Raw genomic sequence first — 19,882 nt, 5'->3', positions numbered from 1 at the left:
TACTCTCGACGGTCTCAGTTCACAGCGGACGTCGCTTCGACATGACGCGGCAAGGTAACCCTGATTCGGGTGCCGCGTTGGCTTTGAACATCAGCCGGGCTGTCGATGGTGATTTGTCCATAATGCTCTTCAACGATGGAATAGACCAGTGCAAGGCCCAGACCGGTGCCTTCGCCAGGGTCCTTGGTGGTGAAGAAAGGTTCGAACAATCGGTCCATGATGCTCGAGGGAATACCGCTGCCTTCGTCCTCCACGATCAGATCGACCGTGTGTTCGCCGGCTTCGCTCTTGACCCGTACCGCACTGCCGGGAGGCGAGGCGTCACGGGCGTTTGAAAGCAGGTTGATCAATACCTGGGCCAGCCGTTGCGGGTCGCCTTCGACCCAGTGTTCGGGGTCGCACAGGTTGTAGAACTGCACTTCGAAATTGCGTCGGTTCAGGGCCAGCAGGCCGATGGCATCCTGAGCTACTTCGGCCAGACAGACGGGCTCGTCACTGTGTTGATGGCTGCCGGCATGGGCAAAGCTCATCAGCGACTGGACAATGCGCGATACGCGTTTGGTCTGTTCGAGGATCTGGCCGCTGATTTCCTTCAGCTCACCGTCTTCTTCCCGTTCTTCGCGCAGGTTCTGCGCCAGGCACGCGATACCGGTGATCGGGTTGCCGATTTCATGGGCTACGCCGGCCGCCAGTCGACCGATGCTGGCCAGGCGCTCGGAGTGCACCAGCTTATCCTCGAGCATCTGGGTTTCGGTCAGGTCCTCGACCAGCAATACCAGGCCGCTGTTGCCCGGTGCCAGTGGCTCATCGATGGCCGCTTTGTGCAGGTTCAGCCAGCGGGTCTGGCCATCGAGGGCCAGGTGCTGTTTGTGCAAGTGCTCGTCCGGCAGATTGATGAAACCTTGCAGCAGTTCTTTCCATGGGTCGGCAATGGTACTCAGGCGCGAACCGACCACGCGCTGCGCAGCGATGCCGGTGAGTTCCTCCATGGCCTTGTTCCACATGAGGATTTCCTGATCCTTGGCCAGCGAGCAAACGCCCATTGGCAATTCCTGCAGGGTCTGGCGGTGATAGCGGCGCAGGGCATCGAGTTCGGCGGCCAGGCCTGTCAGGCGCGAGTGGTAGTCCTCGAGACGGCTTTCGATGAAGTGAATGTCTTCGGTGACGTAGTTTTCGCCGCCAGCCTTGTATGGCAGGAACGTCTCGACCATGTCCTGGGCCACGCTCGGCCCCATCAGGCCGGAGAGGTTGGCTTCGATGCGGTCACGCAAGCGGCGCAGGGCATACGGCCGGCGTTCGTCGAAGGGCAGATAGAGGTCGCGCAGTGCCTGTTCCACTTCTTTCTGTGCCGCTTTTGCACCCAACGGTTTTGCAAGCTGCGTGGCGAATTCCTGGGGCGAGGCGGCGTGCAGTTCCCGGCGTTGCGGGCGGCGAACGTTATCCACGGCACAGGCTTCGGCAGCGCTGGCTTCTTCGGTGCTGGCGTTGGTGAATAGCGAGATCAGGGTGAACATCAGCACGTTGGCCGCCAGCGAGGCAATCGCTGCCATGTGCCAGCTGGTGTCATCCAGCACGTAGATCATGTTCAGCAGCGGAATGTAGAAGCCTTGCAGATTGCCGACCAGCGGCAGCAGCATGGTCACCAGCCACACCAGAATCCCCGCCAGCAAACCGGCAATGAAACCGCGGCGGTTGGCGGTCGGCCAATACAGGACCGAGAGCACGCCCGGCAGGAACTGCAAGGTGGCGACGAACGCGACAATGCCGAGGTTGGCCAGGTCCTGTTCTGCACCGAGCATCAGGTAGAAGCCATAGCCGGCCATGATGATCGCGACAATCAGCGCCCGGCGGGTCCACTTCAGCCAGCGGTAGATGTTGCCTTCGGCCGGTGGCTGGTACAGCGGCAGCACCAAGTGGTTCAAGGCCATTCCGGACAGTGCCAGCGTAGTGACGATGATCAGGCCGCTGGCGGCGGAGAGCCCGCCGACGTACGCCAGCAACGCCAGTGCCTTGCTGTTGGCGGCAATGCCGATGCCCAGGGTGAAGTATTCCGGATTGGTGGTGGCGCCCAGTTTCAGGCCGGCCCAGAGAATCAGCGGCACCGCCAGGCTCATCAGCAGCAGGAACAGCGGCAGGCCCCAGCTCGCACTGACCAGCGAGCGCGGGTTGAGGTTCTCGGTAAAGGTCATGTGATACATGTGCGGCATCACGATCGCCGAGGCGAAGAACACCAGCAACAGCGTACGCCACGGGCCTTCCTGCAAAGGTGTGTGCAGGGCAGCGAGTGCGGTCTGGTTTTGCAGTAGCCAGAGCTCAAGTTGTTGCGGACCGTCGAACACGCCGTAAAGCGCATACAGCCCGACACCGCCGAGGGCGATCAGCTTGATCACCGACTCGAAGGCAATCGCAAACACCAGGCCTTCATGCTTCTCGCGGGTGGCGATGTGGCGGGAACCGAAGAAAATCGTGAACAGCGTAATCAATGCGCAGAAGCTCAGGGCCACGCGATTCTGCACCGGCTCGCGGGTGAGAATGCCGATGGAGTCGGCGACCGCCTGAATCTGCAAGGCCAGCAGCGGCAGTACGCCGACCAGCATGAAAATCGTGGTCAGCGCTCCGGCCCAGGTGCTGCGGAAGCGGAAGGCAAACAGGTCCGCCAAAGACGACAGTTGATAGGTGCGGGTGATCTTCAGGATCGGGTAGAGCAACACCGGCGCCAGCAGAAATGCCCCGGAGACACCCAGGTAACTGGACAGAAAACCGTAGCCATACTGATAGGCCAGGCCCACGGTGCCGTAAAACGCCCAGGCACTGGCGTAGACGCCCAGTGACAGGGTGTAGGTCAGCGGGTGGCGAATGATCGCCCGCGGGATCATGCCCCGTTCACTGATCCAGGCCACGCCGAACAGCACCGCCAGGTACGCGGCGCTGATCAGGATCATCTGGGTCAGGCTAAAGCTCATCGGCATCTTTTTGGCTCTGCAGGATGAAGGTCACGACGATCAGAATCAGCCAGAGCAGATAAGGGCGATACCAGGCGCCAGTGGCGTCGATCCACCAATCCATGATGGCCGGGGAAAACAGGTAAATCCCCACTACCAAAAGCAGGACCAAGCGATAGATGTACATCCCGGCCTCTCTTTTTTATGCGCGTGCCCGAAAACGTGCGGCGATGGTAACGGATGGGCGCGCCACTGCAAGTGCGATCACAATAGCTGTGCCTCGGGCAGGTTCAGTGTGCGCGGGATCAATGAAGCATCCCAGTGGGCAATGCCCCAGTTCAACACTTCCCGTGGCGTGGCGTAAGCCAGTTCGGTTCCCGGGTTCTGTCCCAGTGCCCGCAGCGCCCGCAGCAACAGCGGCGTTGCCTGATCCTCGGTCAACGGCGGCGAACGGTAGGATTTACCCAGTTTATTGCCATCAGGCTGAGTAATCAGCGGGATATGCAGATAACGCGGTTGAGGCAGGCCGAGCAGTTCCTGCAGGTAGAGCTGGCGGGGCGTGGAGTCCAGCAGGTCGGCACCCCGAACGATATCGGTGATGCCCTGCCAGGCATCGTCCAGGACCACGGCCAATTGGTAGGCGTAGAGCCCGTCGCGGCGGCGGATCACGAAGTCGCCGACTTCCCGGCCCAGGTGTTGGCGGTATTCGCCCTGCACCCGGTCGAGGAAGTGGTATTCCAGTTCCGGAACGCGCAGGCGGATGGCAGCATCGTCAGTGCCATGGCCGGCATTGCGGCACAGCCCCGGATAAATCCCGTTATACGGTTCCAGCTGTTTGCGTGAACAGGTGCAGGCGTAGGCCAGGCCGTGATTGAACAGGCGATCGATCACCTCGGCGTAGGCATCGTGCCGTTCGCTTTGGCGGACCAGGTCACCATCCCACTCGAAGCCATAGCTTTCCAGAGCCTTGAGAATGGCCGTCTGGGCGCCGGGTTCTTCACGGGGCGGATCAAGGTCTTCCATGCGCATCAGCCAGCGTCCGCCCACCGAGCGCGCGTCAAGGTAGGAGGCCAGCGCGGCGACCAGTGAACCAAAATGCAGGTGGCCGCTGGGCGTCGGGGCGAAACGCCCGATGTAGGTGGGGGAGGTGGTGGCGGTCATCAGGGCAAGGCTACTTATTCCAGGCGGTCGTCAGATTCCTGTAGGAGCGAGCTTGCTCGCGATTGCCGTCAACGATAACGCTGGGAGCCTGGTACCCCGCGGCGTTCTCAGGTTCATCGCGAGCAAGCTCGCTCCTACAGTGATGGCGATTTTAATCGCAACGGGCATCAGCGAATTTTGGAAACAAAAACGGAGCGTTCGCACGCTCCGTTCTTCGTTCAAGTCGCAATTATTTGCCGACTTGCTTTTCCTTGATTTCCGCCAGGGTCTTGCAGTCGATGCACAGGTCGGCGGTAGGGCGTGCTTCGAGGCGCTTGACACCAATTTCGATGCCGCAGGATTCACACCAGCCGTACTCTTCGTCTTCGATCAGCTGAAGGGTCTTGTCGATCTTCTTGATCAACTTGCGTTCACGATCGCGGGCACGCAGTTCGAGGGCGAATTCCTCTTCCTGGCTGGCACGGTCTGCCGGATCAGGAAAGTTGGCCGCTTCGTCCTTCATGTGGTCCACGGTCTTGTCGACACCTTCCATCAGCTCTTTTTTCCACTGATTCAGAACCTTGGTGAAGTGCTTGCGCATGGGCTCGCCCATGTACTCTTCGCCGGCTTTCTGAACATAGGGCTCGAAGCCGCTGATCGTCTGGTTTTGCTGCTTTGCTTGGGTGGACATGAAATAGACCGCCTCTACTCTTGTAATCCATCTGCGCAGGATTGCTCCATCACCGACACCTGCCGGCCCCGCGGCTGCAAGCGGGCGAACTTACCAGATCAACTCGGGCCGCGCTACTCCCGGATGTCGAGCTCGCGGCACATGGTGCTTGCCAATGATGGCAAACCGTTGTCTGGTGGCTCTGGAACCCTGCTCAATTATTGATTTTAGTCAAACCTTGCGTAAGCGCTTGAGTCGTTTGTGGTCGGGGTTATAAGGCCTCTGACCGCTTTAGGTTCTCGCTCGTTCCTGCGCTTGGGTAGAATCGGCTTTTTTCCCCTGTTGAAGGAAGGCCAATGGCTCAGCCCTACAGTGCCCGCAGTCGCGCGATCGAACCTTTCCATGTCATGGCGCTGTTGGCGCGGGCCAATGAATTGCAGGCAGCCGGTCATGATGTGATCCACCTGGAAATCGGCGAGCCGGACTTCACCACCGCCGAACCGATCATCCAGGCCGGCCAGGCTGCGCTGGCGGCAGGGCGGACCCGTTATACCGCCGCGCGCGGTATTCCGGAGCTGCGCGAGGCCATCTCGGGCTTTTATCAGCAGCGTTATGGTTTGAACATCGACCCTCGGCGCATCCTCATCACCCCCGGCGGATCCGGCGCGTTGCTGCTGGCCAGCGCTTTGCTGGTAGACCCCGGTAAGCACTGGCTGCTGGCGGACCCGGGCTACCCGTGTAACCGGCATTTCCTGCGACTGGTGGAAGGCGCGGCACAACTGGTACCGGTCGGTCCCGATGTGCGTTATCAATTGACGCCCGGCCTGATCGAGCGTCATTGGGACCACGACAGCGTTGGCGCATTGGTGGCGTCACCGGCCAATCCGACCGGCACGATCCTGACCCGCGACGAGCTGGCGAAGCTGTCTGTCGCAATCAAGGAGCGTCACGGTCATCTGGTGGTCGACGAGATTTATCATGGCCTGACCTATGGCACCGATGCGGCCAGCGTGCTGGAAGTCGACGACAGTGCGTTCGTTCTGAATAGTTTTTCGAAGTATTTCGGGATGACCGGTTGGCGGCTGGGATGGCTGGTAGCCCCCGACGCTGCCGTCGGTGAGTTGGAAAAGCTCGCCCAGAATCTCTATATCAGTGCCCCAAGCATGGCGCAGTACGCTGCACTGGCGTGTTTCGAGCCAGCAACCATCAGCATTCTCGAAGAGCGTCGCGCCGAATTTGGCCGGCGTCGGGATTATCTGCTGCCGGCCTTGCGGGAAATGGGCTTCGGCATTGCGGTGGAGCCGGAGGGTGCTTTCTATTTGTACGCCGATATCAGCAAGTTCGGCGGCGATGCCTTCGCGTTCTGCAAACACTTTCTCGAAACCGAGCATGTGGCATTCACCCCGGGGCTGGATTTCGGGCGTTACCAGGCCGGGCATCATGTGCGGTTCGCCTATACGCAAAATCTCGAGCGTTTGCAGGAGGCGGTCGAGCGCATTGCCCGTGGGTTGCGGAGCTGGCAAGGCTGATGCGATTTCATCCTCCACTCGAAGAAGGTCGCCTGATTCGTCGTTACAAGCGTTTTCTCGCCGATATCGAAACCGTTGGCGGCGAGTTGTTGACCATTCACTGCCCGAATACCGGCTCGATGCTCAATTGTCAGGTCGAGGGCGGGCAGGTCTGGTTCAGCCGCTCCAACGACCCGAAACGAAAGTTGCCCGGCACTTGGGAGATCGGTGAAACCCCGCAAGGGCGGCTGTTTTGCGTGAACACCGCCCGGGCCAATGGTTTGGTCGAAGAGGCGCTACGCGCGGGCGTCATCACTGAGCTTAACGGCTTTACCGGGCTCAAGCGTGAAGTGGCTTATGGTCAGGAAAACAGTCGCATCGATTTTCGCCTTGATTACCCCGACGGGCCGGCCTACGTCGAAGTCAAAAGCGTGACCCTGGGCTTCGACGGTACGGCGGTGGCGGCGTTTCCCGATGCGGTCACCCAGCGTGGCGCCAAGCATCTGCGGGAGCTGGCCCATTTGGCCAGGGACGGTATTCGCGCGGTGCAGTTGTACTGCGTTTGCCTGACCGACATCGAGGCCGTTCGTCCGGCGCAGGAAATCGATGCGGCTTATGCGCAGGCCTTGCGTGAGGCGGTGGCCTGTGGGGTCGAAGTGCTGGCCTATGGCGTGCGCCTGACCCATGAAGAGATGGTGGTGGATCGACGTCTGGAAGTGTTGCCCGGCGGCTAAAGGCTGATCCAGATCCCTTGTTCATCTTCGCGACAGGCCACGGCGGTCAAGGCTTGCCCCGCGCAAGGGCCGGCGACGCATTCACCGTCTTCGATCAGGAACAGTGCGCCATGGGTGGCGCACTGGATCAGGCTGTTGCTGGGGTCGAGAAACTGGTCGGGATGCCACTCCAGACCGACTCCCCGGTGTGGGCAGCGATTGATGTAGACAAAAACCTGCCCGCTGCGACGCACCGCAAAAAGCTTTTGACCATCGATGTCGAACCCGCGGCTGCTGTCGTTGACCAGCACGGCGCCTGCGCAAAGCAACTTCATGTCTATCCTCGGTCCCGCAGCTCGTGACCGGAGATGTCCGAGCTTGATGGTTAAATGCTACAAATTATCAAATGACCGTCTTGCCCGCTGGGTACAAGTGTCTGTCGTCGAGGATACTTGGCCTGCTCCTTCGATGCCCGGGAAACCTTTAAAGGGAAGCTGTTTATGGGCTTGATCACCCGCGTCGCCGTGATCTGCATGGGGCATCCGTCACCTGATCCGGTAAGTACTTTTCCACAGGCAAAAAAAGACCCGGCAAGAGCCGGGTCAAATAACCGTGATTAGCCTGATGAGGAGATAATCTGAGAGTCCGAACCAAGGGCTTTTCAGAAAATCGACCAGTCTCGCGACCAGTTGTGATAATCATATCGATTCTCATTACCAAGTCAACCGCTGTTTCCCGAATTCTTTTCGAATTGCCGGATTTTCGACTGCAGGCCCCGTAATCATTGGGTGTCAGCTTGCAAGGCTTCAGTAAATTTTGTCGTATCAGTTCTTGTGGCGTGAAGAGATGGCTTCCAGTTGTCTGTTCAACGCCTCCTTGCGCTCAGCAGGTATGTCATTCCAGTGAACGTCCATCAGGGCGCCTTCGATTGCGTACAACAACACCTTGGACGCTCGAAAGCCGCGCGTACGCACGGCCCGATAAGCATCCACCGCCCCGAGGCGACGCAAGTCCGAAGCGCTATGGATGCCCACGGCATGCAGCCATTGCGCTGACGTCTTGCCAAGATTCTTCAGGTGTTGCAGTTCATCATTCATCAAGCCTCCTTGCGATGGCCGAATGGAGATCGTGGGCAATCTTCTGAGGAGTGTAGCCATCAGCAGGAAAAGCGTGATTGTTTGCTCGTTTTCGACGCAAATGCTTCTAAGAGGCGAGTATTGGCAGTGTGTGAAAAGTCTGCGAACGCGGGAGGAAGAGGCGGGGAACAATCAGGAATTACGGGTGAATATGCCCCGCAGTCCAGCGCAATGTGGGCGCTGGACGTGTCAGTCAGCGACGTTGATCAGCGGGTGCGATAGCGCAATCGCGTGCCGAAGTTCATCGACATCAGGATTTCGTCGGCACTGAGTTCCACTGGAAAGTAGGCGCCGGAGATTTGCGCGTGGGCCAGGCTCGCGCCTTCCAGATTCGCCTTGCGAAAATCGATGCCGCGCAAGTCGGCGGAACGGAAGTAGGCGTCGCTGAAGTCCACGCCGTCAGCATTCAGCTCGCGCAGGTCCAGCCCCCGGAAGTCTCCACCCACCATATCGATGGGGCCATCCTTGGGGCGTTCACTGTTGAAGCCTCTGATGTCGTCTTTGTGCAGCAGGGCATAAAGCGGAGTGTCGAGAAGTTTCGGCTGGCTCATGTCGCATCACCTGATGGTTTTATGACGCCAGTATAGTGCCACTATTTGACAGTCGTGAAGCCAGTGCCGGCCTCACGACTGAAATAGTTTCCTACAGGCCTGGCAGGCGCTGGCGAATCTGTGCCACAACGGTATCGAGAGTCCCGCTTTCATTGGTCTGCACACGCTTGCTGCAGAGGATTTCCGCGGGCGTCAGCGCTTCACGGCTGGCTTGCTGGGCTGCGATAACAGCCAGGGTGGCGTCGGACGGGTCTTTTTTGTCTGCCTGGCGCACAGCCAGCCAGCTTTCGATCACGGCCTGTGGCGCATTGCAGTCGAGAATCAGGAACGGTGCGCCGGTGGCCTCGGCCACCTTCGCGGCGCTGTCACGCTGATCACGCTTGAGGTAAGTGGCATCGACCACCACCGGGAAGCCCGCACGCAGAATGACGTCGGCAATTTCGTGCAGGCGGGCATAGGTCGCTGCGCTGGCGTCGGCACTATAGATGCCGGCCTGTACGTCATTCTCGACGGTTTGCTCGCCGAACAGACGCTTGCGCTCGACATCGGAGCGCAGGCGAATCGCGCCCAGGGCTTCGACCAGGCGCATGGCGACATGGCTCTTGCCGACGGCGGAAACGCCGTGGGTAATGGCCATGAAGCGCGAAGGAATGGTGCTGTAGCTTTCCGCCAGGTTGGCGTAGTTGCGGTACTGGCGCAGGGTTGTGGCGCGCTGCACGGCAGTCGCTTCTGCCGGCATGCTGAACAGGGCGACTTTGGCGCGAACCAGTGCGCGGTAGGCTTTGTAGAAGTTCAGCAGTTCAAGGCCGCGATAGTCGCCGGTCAGCTCCAGGTACTGGCTGATGAAACGACGCGCGAGGCACTTCAGGCCGCGATCTTCCAGGTCCATGGCCAGGAAGCCGGTGTCGGCATAAACGTCGGTAAAGCGAAACGGTTCGTTGAATTCGATGCAGTCGAAGATCACGACCTTGCCATCGATCACGGTCGCGTTGCCCAAGTGGATATCACCGTGGCATTCACGAATGAAACCTTCGGCCTTGCGCTGGGCGAACAGTGGTTTGAGGCGCTCGAAGCTGCTTTCGGCCCAGGCTTGCAGGGCGTCGAGTTGCAGCAGGTCGGTTTTGTCGCTGAGGAACGGACGAATCTGTTCGAAGTTCTGCCGCACCGGCGCCATGACGCTGTCCGGGGTGCCGGCTTCATGCTCGGCTGGCACTTTCGGTGCGCTGAGGTGGAAGCGGGCAATTTGTTCGGCCATCTCGTCGATGTGTGCGGTGGTCAGTTCACCATTGGCCTGAAGGGTGCTCAGCAATCCGTTTTGCGGGAACTGGCGCATCTTCAGGACATATTCGATGGCCGGGCCTTCGCCGCCCAGTTGGGGAGCCTCGGCGCTACCGGTGACGGGCAGCACTTCGAGGTACAGATCGTCAGTCAGGCGCTGGTTCAGGCGCAGCTCTTCAGTGCAAAAGTGTTCGCGAGCTTCAAGGCTGGTGAAGTCGAGAAATCCGAAATTGACCGGCTTCTTCACTTTATAAGCGAAGGGGCCTGTGAGAACGACCCAGGAAATATGGGTTTCGATGACCTGGAATCCGTCTACGGGATGCGGGTAGAGGGCAGGGTTTTGCAGGGCAGCGATCAGGGACTGGCTCACAGGCGATCCTTCAGAGTCTGGAAAATCAAGGCGGCCATTATGGCCGTAACTCCGCTTGGCGCAAACCTCGGAGCGCTCCTGTCGGGTATGAATAAAGTGCGTATAATCCGCCGCCATGACTCGTACTCGAACTCCCCGCACCCAAAAAAAACCACCCTCCAGAGGCCTGCGCCCATGGTTGGGCTGGGCCATTAAACTCAGTCTGGTCGGCCTGGTAGTGCTGGCCGGATTCGCCGTTTACCTTGATGCAATTGTCCAGGAGAAGTTCTCCGGCAAGCGCTGGACCATTCCGGCCAAGGTTTACGCGCGCCCGCTCGAGCTGTTCGTCGGACAAAAGCTGAGCAGGGACGATTTCCTCACCGAGCTCGATGCCCTGGGCTATCGCCGTGAAAGTGTGGCTAACGGTCCGGGTGCGGCGTCGGTCAACGGTAATACCGTTGACCTGAACACCCGTGGTTTCCAGTTCTATGAAGGCATGGAGCAAGCGCAGCCGGTGCGCGTGCGTTTCTCTGGCGATTACGTGGCGGAACTGTCGGGAGCAAAGGACTCGAAGCTTTCCGTGGTGCGCCTGGAACCGCTGTTGATCGGCGGTCTGTACCCGAAAAACCTCGAAGACCGGATCCTGATCAAGATCGATCAAGTGCCGCCGTACTTGCTTGAAACGCTGGTGGCTGTCGAGGACCGCGATTTTTATCATCACTTTGGTGTTTCGCCGAAGTCGATCGCCCGTGCAATCTGGGTCAACGGTGCGGCCGGCCGCATGCGTCAGGGCGGCAGTACGCTGACTCAGCAGTTGGTCAAAAACTTCTACCTGACCAACGAGCGCAGCCTGAGCCGAAAACTCACCGAAGCGATGATGGCGCTGCTGCTTGAGCTGCATTACGACAAGCGCGAAATCCTCGAGGCTTACCTCAACGAGGTGTTTATCGGGCAGGACGGTCAGCGCGCGGTGCACGGTTTCGGTCTGGCCAGCCAGTTCTTCTTCAGCCAGCCACTGGCCGAACTCAAGCTGCATCAGGTCGCACTGCTGGTGGGCATGGTCAAAGGGCCTTCTTCCTATAACCCGCGTCGTAATCCAGAGCGTGCCCTTGAGCGGCGCAATCTGGTGCTCGATGTCCTGCAAGAGCAGGGCGTCGCGACTGCCGAGCAGGTTGAGGCCGCGAAGAAAATGCCGCTGGGGGTGACCACGCGCGGCAGTCTGGCGGACAGCTCGTTCCCCGGCTTCCTCGATCTGGTCAAGCGTCAATTGCGCGAAGACTATCGCGACGAAGACTTGACCGAGGAAGGTCTGCGGATCTTCACCAGTTTCGACCCGATCCTGCAGATGAAGGCCGAGGCGTCGGTCAACGACACCTTCAAGCGCCTGGCCGGGCGCAAGGGTTCCGATGACGTCGAAGCGGCAATGGTGGTGACCAACCCGGAGACCGGCGAAGTACAGGCCATGATCGGCAGTCGCCAGGCCAGCTTTGCCGGGTTCAACCGGGCGCTGGATGCGGTACGGCCGATCGGCTCGCTGATCAAGCCTGCGGTTTATCTGACTGCGCTGGAGAAGCCTAGCCAGTACACATTGACCAGTTGGCTGTCGGACGAATCCTTCTCGGTCAAGGGCGCCGACGGCCAGGTCTGGAAACCGCAGAACTACGATCGTCGTTCTCACGGTACCGTCTTCCTTTATCAAGGCCTGGCGCATTCCTACAACCTGTCGACCGCGCGTCTCGGTCTGGCGGTCGGCGTGCCGAACGTCCTGAAGACGCTGGCGCGCCTGGGTGTGACTCGTGAGTTCCCGGCCTTCCCGTCGATGTTGCTCGGCGCTGGCGGCATGACGCCTATCGAAGTCGCGACCATGTACCAGACCCTCGCCAATGGAGGCTTCAATACGCCGATGCGCGGGATCCGTAGCGTGCTGACTGCCGAGGGTGAGCCGCTCAAGCGTTATCCGTTCCAGATTCAGCAGCGTTTCGATCCGGCCTCCATTTACCTGATCCAGAGCGCCATGCAGCGTGTGATGCGTGAAGGTACTGGCAGCTCGGTTTATAACGTGTTGCCAAGGACTCTGACCCTGGCGGGTAAAACCGGTACCAGTAACGACTCGCGGGACAGTTGGTTTGCCGGTTTCAGCCAGGACTTGCTGGCGGTGGTCTGGCTGGGTCGCGACGACAACGGCAAGACGCCATTCACTGGCGCCACCGGGGCCTTGCAGGTCTGGACCAGCTTCATGCGCAAGGCCGATCCACTTCCCCTGGACATGCCACAGCCGGACAATATCGTTCAGGCCTGGGTTGATTCGCGAACCGGGCAAGGTTCTGATGCCGGTTGCCCCGGTGCCGTGCAGATGCCGTATATTCGCGGCAGCGAACCGCCTCCCGGCGCCGCCTGCGGTGGTGAAAACCCTGCCGAGACGGTGATGGATTGGGTCAAGGGCTGGATGAATTAAGCAAAGAGGGCTTCAAGTGAACAAGTGGTTGATTCCAGCGGTTGCCGCCGTAGCTTTGCTCAGCGGTTGCTCCACCGTACAACGTGGCTCGATTCCGGTTGTGGATTCCGGCACCGCCGTGTCCAACAGTGAGCGGATCTCGGCCAATGGCGGCTTCCGCCAGACGACCGTCAAGCGCCCTGCACAAGGTCAGGCGCGGGCCCAGGCGATTCCGCAAGGTGACAGCGGCGTCGTGGTGATGGTGCCAGGGGCTGCAACGACTTCAACGCCGATCAGCACCACGCCGATCACCCCGGGTCCGATCACGCCGGGGCCGATTGACACGTCGCCGATCCAGTCGGCGCCGCTCAATCAGGGCAGCTACATCATGCCGTCGTCGCCAAGCGGTATTCCGTCAGCCAGTTCGGGCGGGCTGTCTGCCGACGAGCAACTCGACGGCCCGGTATTGGCTCTGCTGACCACGGCTCAACAGCAGCAGGTGAGCGGTGATCTCAATGGTGCCTCCTCCAGTCTCGAGCGCGCCCAGCGCGTTGCTCCGCGTGAACCGCAGGTGCTTTACCGTCTGGCGCAGGTGCGGATGGCTCAAGGCGATGCGGCCCAGGCCGAGCAGTTCGCTCGCCGCGGGCTGACCTTTGCCAATGGTCGTCCAGCCCTTCAGGCGAACTTGTGGGAACTGATTGGCCAGTCGCGTGAAAAACAGGGTGACTCCCAGGGCGCGGCATTGGCTCGTCAGAAGGCCAAGGTAACGCTGTGATGGATACGCGCTTTCTGAAAATCGCCGATCAACTGCTGTTGATCGAGCGCGAATTGCGCGTGCAAGGATGGTGGGATGAAGTCTCGCCATCTGCTGAAGCGCTTTCCAGCGTCGAACCGTTTTCGGTCGATACACTGGATTTCGAGCAATGGCTGCAATGGATCTTCCTGCCACGCATGAAGATGATCCTCGAGCAGAATTTGCCGCTACCCAATGCTTCGGGCATTCAGGAAATGGCCGAAATGGTCTTTGCCGGACGCAATGTCCAGGGCAAGGATCGGCAGTTGCAGGCATTGCTCAAACAGTTTGATCAGCTGATCACCGCGTCTCGCTGAGCCAGAAGCTGCCAGCGTCCGCTGGCAGTTGTCCACAATCTCTCTCTATTTTGTCGGCCGTTGCAGCCTAAGTGCATGCGCGTGCCAATTTTTTGCCAAAACTTGCGCAATTGAAGCTAACACACAGCGGATTTACAGGTTTTTTCTTGCGTTCTCATGTGCTTACTAGAATAAAGCTCATAGACGACTTGACTTGCGAAGGGCGAAACAGAAGAATCCAAAGTCCGCTGTACAGGGACTGCCAGAAGCAGACCCTCTCAGCAGATCATGAGGCGCATATCCGCGTCGACCTGTTACACCCGCAACGCGTTACCTCGCGCTGGGTGGGAAAGGCCCGCAACACTTGGGACGATCCCAATACTTGCTCAGTCAGTGCTGACGTAGTCGGCGACCACCGTCGCTCATGCTCTGCTGAGAAGTAAACCTATTAAGACCCGTCCCATTTTTCGTGGGCGGTATTCTGGCGTTTTAGAGGTGAGCAACGTGGAGCTTTTATCTGGCGGTGAGATGCTCGTCCGCTTTTTGCGCGACGAAGGCGTCAAATATATCTACGGGTACCCGGGTGGTGCTCTTCTTCATGTCTACGATGCCCTGTTCAAAGAACCGGAAGTGACCCACATCCTGGTTCGTCACGAGCAAGCGGCTACCCATATGGCTGACGGCTACGCCCGTGCCACCGGTAAAGCCGGCGTGGTACTGGTGACTTCCGGTCCGGGTGCAACCAACGCCATCACCGGTATCGCCACGGCCTACATGGACTCCATTCCGATGGTGATCATTTCCGGCCAGGTACCGAGCACCATGGTCGGCACCGATGCGTTCCAGGAAACCGACATGATCGGTATCTCCCGGCCAATCGTGAAGCACAGCTTCATGATCAAGCATGCGTCGGAAATCCCGGAAGTCATGAAGAAGGCGTTCTACCTGGCGCAATCCGGTCGTCCTGGCCCGGTCGTTGTCGATATTCCGAAAGACATGACCAACCCGGCCGAGAAGTTCGAATACGTCTTCCCGAAAAAAGCCAAGCTGCGTTCCTACAGCCCGGCTGTTCGCGGTCACTCCGGTCAAATCCGCAAGGCGGCGGAAATGCTCCTGGCGGCCAAGCGTCCTGTGTTGTACTCGGGCGGCGGCGTGATCCTCGGCGGTGGTTCCGCACCACTGACCGAACTGGCGAAGATGCTTAACCTGCCAGTGACCAATACCCTGATGGGCCTCGGTGGCTACCCTGGCACCGACCGTCAGTTCATCGGCATGCTCGGCATGCACGGCAGCTACACCGCGAACCTGGCGATGCACCATGCTGACGTGATCCTCGCTGTCGGTGCACGTTTCGACGACCGCGTCATCAATGGCGCGTCGAAGTTCTGCCCGAACGCCAAGATCATCCATATCGACATCGACCCGGCTTCGATCTCCAAGACCATCAAGGCCGATGTGCCTATCGTTGGTCCGGTTGAGAGTGTCCTGACCGAAATGGTCGCGATCCTCAAGGAAATCGGCGAAACCCCGAACAAGGAGTCCGTGGCCAGCTGGTGGAAGCAGGTTGACGAGTGGCGTGGTGATGGCGACCTGTTCCCGTACGACAAGGGCGACGGCAGCAAGATCAAGCCGCAAACCGTGATCGAAACCCTGTGCGAAGTGACCAAGGGCGATGCCTTTGTGACCTCCGACGTGGGCCAGCACCAGATGTTCGCTGCGCAGTACTACAAGTTCAACAAGCCGAACCGCTGGATCAACTCCGGTGGCCTGGGCACCATGGGCTTCGGTCTGCCGGCGGCTATGGGCATCGCCTTGAGCTTCCCTGACGCTGACGTTGCATGCGTCACCGGTGAGGGCAGTATCCAGATGAACATCCAGGAGCTGTCGACCTGCCTGCAATACGGTTTGCCAGTGAAGATCGTCATCCTCAACAACGGTGTGCTGGGGATGGTTCGCCAGTGGCAGGACATGAGTTACGGCAGCCGTCACTCGCACTCCTACATGGAATCGCTGCCTGATTTCGTCAAGCTGGCAGAGGCCTACGGCCACGTCGGCGTACGCATCACCGAATCGAAAGACTTGAAGTCGAAGATGGAAGAGGCGTTCGCCATGAAGGATCGCCTGGTGGTGATCGATATTTCGGTCGACACCAGCGAGCACGTCTACCCGATGCAGATCAAAGACGGCTCCATGCGCGATATGTGGCTGAGCAAGACGGAGCGTACCTAATCATGCGGCACATTATTTCCTTGCTTCTGGAAAACGAACCCGGTGCTCTGTCTCGTGTGGTTGGTCTGTTCTCGCAGCGCAACTACAACATCGAAAGCCTGACCGTGGCCCCAACCGAGGACCCGACCCTGTCGCGTCTGACGCTGACCACTGTCGGTCACGATGAGATCATCGAGCAGATCACCAAGAACCTGAACAAGCTGATCGAAGTGGTAAAACTGGTCGACCTGTCGGAGAGTGCTCACATCGAGCGTGAACTGATGCTGGTCAAGGTCAAGGCCACCGGCGCCCAGCGCGCCGAGATCAAGCGCACTACCGATATTTACCGTGGACAGATCGTCGATGTCAGCGCCAGCGTGTATACCGTTCAACTGACCGGTACCAGCGACAAGCTCGACAGCTTCATTCAGTCCATCGGCACCGCCTCGATTCTGGAAACCGTCCGTAGTGGCGTGACCGGCATTGCCCGCGGCGACAAAGTACTCAGCATCTAAACCAAATTAGCGAACGGCCTGAACGGCCTGATATAGGGGAAATTCATGAAAGTTTTCTACGATAAAGACTGCGACCTGTCGATCATCCAGGGCAAGAAAGTTGCCATCATCGGTTACGGTTCCCAGGGTCACGCTCAAGCGTGCAACCTGAAAGATTCCGGCGTTGACGTGACTGTCGGCCTGCGTAAAGGTTCGGCTACCGTTGCCAAGGCAGAAGCCCACGGCCTGAAAGTGACCGACGTTGCTTCCGCTGTTGCAGCTGCCGACCTGGTCATGATCCTGACCCCGGACGAATTCCAGTCCTCCCTGTACAAGAACGAAATCGAGCCGAACATCAAGAAAGGTGCCACCCTGGCCTTCTCCCACGGCTTCGCGATCCACTACAACCAGGTTGTGCCGCGCGCTGACCTCGACGTGATCATGATCGCGCCGAAGGCTCCGGGCCACACCGTGCGTTCCGAGTTCGTGAAGGGCGGCGGTATCCCTGACCTGATCGCTATCTACCAGGACGCCTCGGGCAACGCCAAGAACGTCGCTCTGTCCTACGCTGCCGGCGTTGGCGGCGGTCGTACCGGCATCATCGAAACCACTTTCAAGGACGAGACTGAAACCGACCTGTTCGGCGAACAAGCCGTTCTGTGCGGCGGTACCGTTGAACTGGTCAAAGCCGGTTTCGAAACCCTGGTTGAAGCTGGCTACGCGCCGGAAATGGCCTACTTCGAGTGCCTGCACGAACTGAAGCTGATCGTTGACCTCATGTACGAAGGCGGTATCGCCAACATGAACTACTCGATCTCCAACAACGCCGAATACGGCGAGTACGTGACCGGCCCTGAAGTCATCAACGCCGAATCCCGTCAGGCCATGCGCAACGCCCTGAAACGTATTCAGGACGGCGAATACGCCAAGATGTTCATCAGCGAAGGCGCTACCGGCTATCCTTCGATGACCGCCAAGCGTCGTAACAACGCCGCTCACGGTATCGAAATCATCGGCGAGCAACTGCGCTCCATGATGCCGTGGATCGGTGCCAACAAGATCGTCGACAAAGCCAAAAACTAAGTCACGCGCTTGTACGGAAAACGCGGCTTAGGCCGCGTTTTTTCGTTTGGGAGGCCGGTTCTGGTATAAAGCTGCATCGTTTGTGGCCGAACCGTCGTCCCAGACACCTGTCCAAACTCTCCACCCCGTTGCAAGGTAATGTCCATGAGCGAACGCCCCGAAGAGCCAAACCAGGCTTCTGACGCCGAAAGCCTGCTGCCCATCGATGAACATGTCGAGGAAGGGCATGACGCTGAAGGTCGTAAAGTCCGGCATCGTGGTATCTATCTTCTGCCGAATCTGTTCACCACTGCGAACCTGTTCGCAGGGTTCTACTCCATCATCAACTCGATGAGCGCCCAGGCTGCCTTGAGCGCCGGCGACTCGGTGAATGCGAGCAAGTACTTTGCGTTTGCCGCCATCGCCATTTTCGTCGCGATGGTGCTCGACGGCCTTGATGGCCGGGTCGCGCGCATGACCAATACCCAGAGCGCCTTTGGTGCCGAGTACGACTCGCTGTCGGACATGGTCGCCTTTGGTGTTGCGCCGGCATTGCTGGCCTTCGGTTGGGCCTTGGGTGATATGGGCAAGGTTGGCTGGATGGTCGCCTTCGTTTATGTCGCGGGTGCGGCGTTGCGTCTCGCGCGTTTCAATACTCAGGTTGGTACGGCGGACAAACGTTACTTCATCGGCCTGGCCAGTCCGGCAGCGGCGGGTGTTGTTGCGGGCATCGTCTGGGCGTTCAGCGATTACGGTATCCAGGGCTCCAAGATGTCTTTCCTGGTGGCGCTGATGGTTGCTGCGGCCGGCATGCTGATGGTCAGCAACATCAAGTACAACAGCTTCAAGGAGCTGGACCTGAAGGGACGAGTGCCTTTCGTGGCGATTCTCGCTGTGGTGCTGGTCTTCGCAGTGGTGTTCAGTGATCCGCCGCGCATCCTGCTGCTGGTGTTTCTCGCCTACGCAGCCTCCGGTCCGGTTCAATACCTGTTACGCCTTCGCCGTAACAAGAGCGCGTAATTTCCCTCATACTCCGCAGTCTATGGGTGCATCTGTCCTCCAAAGCTGCGGAGTAACCATGCTGATCAAAGTCTCCAAAGCGTCCGACTGCCATGAGTCGGACGTCACGCCTGAATCCCTCTATCTGTCTCGACGCAAAGTGCTCGGTGCCACGGTTGCCGGCTTCGCTCTGGGCAGCCTGCCTCGGTGGGGTGTTGCCGGTGAGGCGGCGCGTTATCCGGATGTAGAGCCCGGCAAGGCGCCTGCCTGGTTCAGCGAAAAGCTTACGGCTACCCAGTGGGGCGCGGTCAACGTCAAGGATGAGGCGATCACGCCGTTCAAGGACGCGACCCACTACAACAACTTCTACGAGTTCGGCACCGACAAAGGTGATCCGGCCGCCAATGCCGGCGCGCTGAAGACGGAACCGTGGTCGGTGGTGGTGGACGGGGAGGTGGGCAAGCCTGGGCGTTATGCGCTGGAAGACTTCATGAAACCGTATCAGCTGGAGGAGCGAATCTACCGACTGCGTTGCGTGGAGGCCTGGTCGATGGTCATTCCCTGGATCGGTTTTCCCCTCTCGGCTTTGCTCAAGGAGGTCGAGCCGACCTCGAAAGCCAGATTCATCCGCTTCGAAACCCTGCAGGATCCCAAGAGCATGCCGGGTCAGCGCTCCGGTTTTGCCTTGATCGACTGGCCGTATATAGAAGGGCTGCGTCTGGATGAGGCGATGAACCCGTTGGCGATTCTCGCGGTAGGCATGTACGGGCGTGAGTTGCCTAATCAAAACGGTGCGCCGCTGCGTCTGGTGGTACCTTGGAAATACGGTTTCAAGAGCATCAAGTCCATTGTGCGCATCAGTCTGGTCGGCGAGCAGCCGAAAACCACCTGGCAGAGCATTGCGCCGGATGAATATGGCTTTTATGCGAACGTGAATCCCACCGTTGATCATCCTCGTTGGACTCAGGCTCGTGAACGCCGCCTGCCCAGTGGGTTGCTCAAACCCAATGTGCGCGACACGCAAATGTTCAACGGCTATTCAGAGGAAGTCGCCTCTCTATATACGGGGCTCGACCTGAGGGTGAATTACTGATGCGCTATCCGTTTTGGCGTATCGGCGTCTTTATCGTGGTGTTGGTGTGGCCGCTGCTGTGGTTGTACCAGGCCTGGGAAGATGTGCTTGGGCCGGATCCGGGTAAGGTGCTGGTCGATCGCTTGGGTTTGGGGGCGCTTGTTCTGCTGCTTGTAACGTTGAGCATGGCGCCTTTGCAGAAGCTCACCGGTTGGGCGGGGTGGAACTCCGTGCGGC

Annotated in this window: 19 protein-coding genes (1 of these 19 only partly in view); 11 read left to right on the top strand and 8 right to left on the bottom strand. The window is 59.2% G+C overall.

All coding sequences use genetic code 11. The features are described from left to right. Positions 1 to 14: 14 nt before the first annotated feature. From AC06G5_RS25900 to dksA, 4 genes are all read right to left on the bottom strand, one after another. Complete coding sequence (locus tag AC06G5_RS25900) at positions 15 to 2,969, bottom strand: sensor histidine kinase (protein ID WP_007971103.1); 2,955 nt, start codon at positions 2,967 to 2,969, stop codon at positions 15 to 17. Then, entirely contained in the window at positions 2,953 to 3,129 is a 177-nt protein-coding gene (locus tag AC06G5_RS25895; RefSeq protein ID WP_003176118.1) for a hypothetical protein, read from the bottom strand. Before AC06G5_RS25895 ends, AC06G5_RS25900 begins: the two co-directional genes overlap by 17 nt. A gap of 77 nt (positions 3,130 to 3,206) precedes the next feature. Further along, complete coding sequence (gene gluQRS, locus AC06G5_RS25890) at positions 3,207 to 4,103, bottom strand: tRNA glutamyl-Q(34) synthetase GluQRS (RefSeq protein ID WP_413426298.1); 897 nt, start codon at positions 4,101 to 4,103, stop codon at positions 3,207 to 3,209. 229 nt (positions 4,104 to 4,332) lie between these two features. Next, on the bottom strand, positions 4,333 to 4,773 hold the full coding sequence (gene dksA, locus AC06G5_RS25885; protein ID WP_007995322.1) for an RNA polymerase-binding protein DksA: 441 nt from the start codon (positions 4,771 to 4,773) through the stop codon (positions 4,333 to 4,335). A gap of 335 nt (positions 4,774 to 5,108) precedes the next feature. Here dksA and AC06G5_RS25880 point away from each other — a divergent pair, with 335 nt between their 5' ends. Further along, a complete protein-coding gene (locus AC06G5_RS25880) occupies positions 5,109 to 6,281 on the top strand; it encodes a pyridoxal phosphate-dependent aminotransferase (RefSeq protein WP_413426296.1) in 1,173 nt (390 codons plus the stop codon). After that, the gene (gene sfsA / locus AC06G5_RS25875; RefSeq protein WP_413426294.1) at positions 6,281 to 6,994 is read left to right on the top strand and encodes a DNA/RNA nuclease SfsA; all 714 of its coding nucleotides are present in this window, start codon (positions 6,281 to 6,283) and stop codon (positions 6,992 to 6,994) included. The genes AC06G5_RS25880 and sfsA overlap by 1 nt, the downstream gene beginning before the upstream one ends. On the opposite strand, the gene AC06G5_RS25870 is transcribed toward sfsA, so the two are convergent. From AC06G5_RS25870 to AC06G5_RS25855, 4 genes are all read right to left on the bottom strand, one after another. Then, a complete protein-coding gene (locus AC06G5_RS25870) occupies positions 6,991 to 7,308 on the bottom strand; it encodes a Rieske (2Fe-2S) protein (protein WP_008020493.1) in 318 nt (105 codons plus the stop codon). The genes sfsA and AC06G5_RS25870 overlap by 4 nt on opposite strands. Positions 7,309 to 7,797: 489 nt before the next feature. Further along, positions 7,798 to 8,070: a TfoX/Sxy family protein gene (locus AC06G5_RS25865; protein ID WP_008020494.1), complete on the bottom strand. Its 273-nt coding sequence runs from the start codon at positions 8,068 to 8,070 to the stop codon at positions 7,798 to 7,800. A 245-nt stretch (positions 8,071 to 8,315) separates the two neighbouring features. Then, a complete protein-coding gene (locus AC06G5_RS25860) occupies positions 8,316 to 8,660 on the bottom strand; it encodes a pentapeptide repeat-containing protein (RefSeq protein WP_008020496.1) in 345 nt (114 codons plus the stop codon). Between the two features lie 91 nt (positions 8,661 to 8,751). Beyond that, the gene (locus tag AC06G5_RS25855; RefSeq protein WP_413426291.1) at positions 8,752 to 10,308 is read right to left on the bottom strand and encodes a bifunctional aminoglycoside phosphotransferase/ATP-binding protein; all 1,557 of its coding nucleotides are present in this window, start codon (positions 10,306 to 10,308) and stop codon (positions 8,752 to 8,754) included. Positions 10,309 to 10,423: 115 nt separating this feature from the next. On the opposite strand from AC06G5_RS25855, the gene mrcB reads away from it, so the two are divergent. The 9 genes from mrcB to msrQ form a co-directional block, all read left to right on the top strand. Beyond that, entirely contained in the window at positions 10,424 to 12,742 is a 2,319-nt protein-coding gene (gene mrcB / locus AC06G5_RS25850; protein ID WP_413426289.1) for a penicillin-binding protein 1B, read from the top strand. A gap of 16 nt (positions 12,743 to 12,758) precedes the next feature. Next, on the top strand, positions 12,759 to 13,496 hold the full coding sequence (locus tag AC06G5_RS25845) for a tetratricopeptide repeat protein (protein WP_413426287.1): 738 nt from the start codon (positions 12,759 to 12,761) through the stop codon (positions 13,494 to 13,496). After that, on the top strand, positions 13,496 to 13,831 hold the full coding sequence (locus AC06G5_RS25840) for a YqcC family protein (RefSeq protein WP_008020503.1): 336 nt from the start codon (positions 13,496 to 13,498) through the stop codon (positions 13,829 to 13,831). The genes AC06G5_RS25845 and AC06G5_RS25840 overlap by 1 nt, the downstream gene beginning before the upstream one ends. Before the next feature lie 483 nt (positions 13,832 to 14,314). Continuing rightward, the gene (locus AC06G5_RS25835) at positions 14,315 to 16,039 is read left to right on the top strand and encodes an acetolactate synthase 3 large subunit (RefSeq protein WP_413426283.1); all 1,725 of its coding nucleotides are present in this window, start codon (positions 14,315 to 14,317) and stop codon (positions 16,037 to 16,039) included. A 2-nt stretch (positions 16,040 to 16,041) separates the two neighbouring features. After that, positions 16,042 to 16,533, top strand: coding sequence for an acetolactate synthase small subunit (gene ilvN / locus AC06G5_RS25830; protein WP_003205610.1), 492 nt, complete (start codon positions 16,042 to 16,044; stop codon positions 16,531 to 16,533). A 45-nt stretch (positions 16,534 to 16,578) separates the two neighbouring features. Next, positions 16,579 to 17,595: a ketol-acid reductoisomerase gene (gene ilvC, locus AC06G5_RS25825; protein WP_003228216.1), complete on the top strand. Its 1,017-nt coding sequence runs from the start codon at positions 16,579 to 16,581 to the stop codon at positions 17,593 to 17,595. A 144-nt stretch (positions 17,596 to 17,739) separates the two neighbouring features. After that, a complete protein-coding gene (gene pssA / locus AC06G5_RS25820) occupies positions 17,740 to 18,594 on the top strand; it encodes a CDP-diacylglycerol--serine O-phosphatidyltransferase (RefSeq protein WP_057400427.1) in 855 nt (284 codons plus the stop codon). Between the two features lie 58 nt (positions 18,595 to 18,652). Beyond that, positions 18,653 to 19,666 carry a protein-methionine-sulfoxide reductase catalytic subunit MsrP gene (msrP, locus tag AC06G5_RS25815; protein ID WP_480458548.1) on the top strand — a complete coding sequence of 338 codons (1,014 nt, stop codon included), beginning with the start codon at positions 18,653 to 18,655 and terminating at the stop codon, positions 19,664 to 19,666. After that, positions 19,666 to 19,882 carry the 5' end (the start) of a protein-methionine-sulfoxide reductase heme-binding subunit MsrQ gene (gene msrQ / locus AC06G5_RS25810; protein ID WP_413426279.1) on the top strand. The gene runs 404 nt beyond the window's last position, so the window shows 217 of its 621 coding nt (coding positions 1-217); the start codon lies at positions 19,666 to 19,668; its stop codon lies off the right edge, out of view. The genes msrP and msrQ overlap by 1 nt, the downstream gene beginning before the upstream one ends.

The organism is Pseudomonas sp. WT-JTC (assembly GCF_056711565.1).
This window is presented reverse-complemented; position numbering and strand designations above follow the sequence as displayed.

Bases quoted from the DNA above. Each gene is read 5' to 3' on its own strand.
- AC06G5_RS25900 (WP_007971103.1), bottom strand. From the start codon at position 2,969: ATGCCGATGAGCTTTAGCCTGACCCAGATGATCCTGATCAGCGCCGCG.
- AC06G5_RS25895 (WP_003176118.1), bottom strand. From the start codon at position 3,129: ATGTACATCTATCGCTTGGTCCTGCTTTTGGTAGTGGGGATTTACCTG.
- gluQRS (WP_413426298.1), bottom strand. From the start codon at position 4,103: ATGACCGCCACCACCTCCCCCACCTACATCGGGCGTTTCGCCCCGACG.
- dksA (WP_007995322.1), bottom strand. From the start codon at position 4,773: ATGTCCACCCAAGCAAAGCAGCAAAACCAGACGATCAGCGGCTTCGAG.
- AC06G5_RS25880 (WP_413426296.1), top strand. From the start codon at position 5,109: ATGGCTCAGCCCTACAGTGCCCGCAGTCGCGCGATCGAACCTTTCCAT.
- sfsA (WP_413426294.1), top strand. From the start codon at position 6,281: ATGCGATTTCATCCTCCACTCGAAGAAGGTCGCCTGATTCGTCGTTAC.
- AC06G5_RS25870 (WP_008020493.1), bottom strand. From the start codon at position 7,308: ATGAAGTTGCTTTGCGCAGGCGCCGTGCTGGTCAACGACAGCAGCCGC.
- AC06G5_RS25865 (WP_008020494.1), bottom strand. From the start codon at position 8,070: ATGAATGATGAACTGCAACACCTGAAGAATCTTGGCAAGACGTCAGCG.
- AC06G5_RS25860 (WP_008020496.1), bottom strand. From the start codon at position 8,660: ATGAGCCAGCCGAAACTTCTCGACACTCCGCTTTATGCCCTGCTGCAC.
- mrcB (WP_413426289.1), top strand. From the start codon at position 10,424: ATGACTCGTACTCGAACTCCCCGCACCCAAAAAAAACCACCCTCCAGA.
- AC06G5_RS25840 (WP_008020503.1), top strand. From the start codon at position 13,496: ATGGATACGCGCTTTCTGAAAATCGCCGATCAACTGCTGTTGATCGAG.
- ilvN (WP_003205610.1), top strand. From the start codon at position 16,042: ATGCGGCACATTATTTCCTTGCTTCTGGAAAACGAACCCGGTGCTCTG.
- ilvC (WP_003228216.1), top strand. From the start codon at position 16,579: ATGAAAGTTTTCTACGATAAAGACTGCGACCTGTCGATCATCCAGGGC.
- pssA (WP_057400427.1), top strand. From the start codon at position 17,740: ATGAGCGAACGCCCCGAAGAGCCAAACCAGGCTTCTGACGCCGAAAGC.
- msrP (WP_480458548.1), top strand. From the start codon at position 18,653: ATGCTGATCAAAGTCTCCAAAGCGTCCGACTGCCATGAGTCGGACGTC.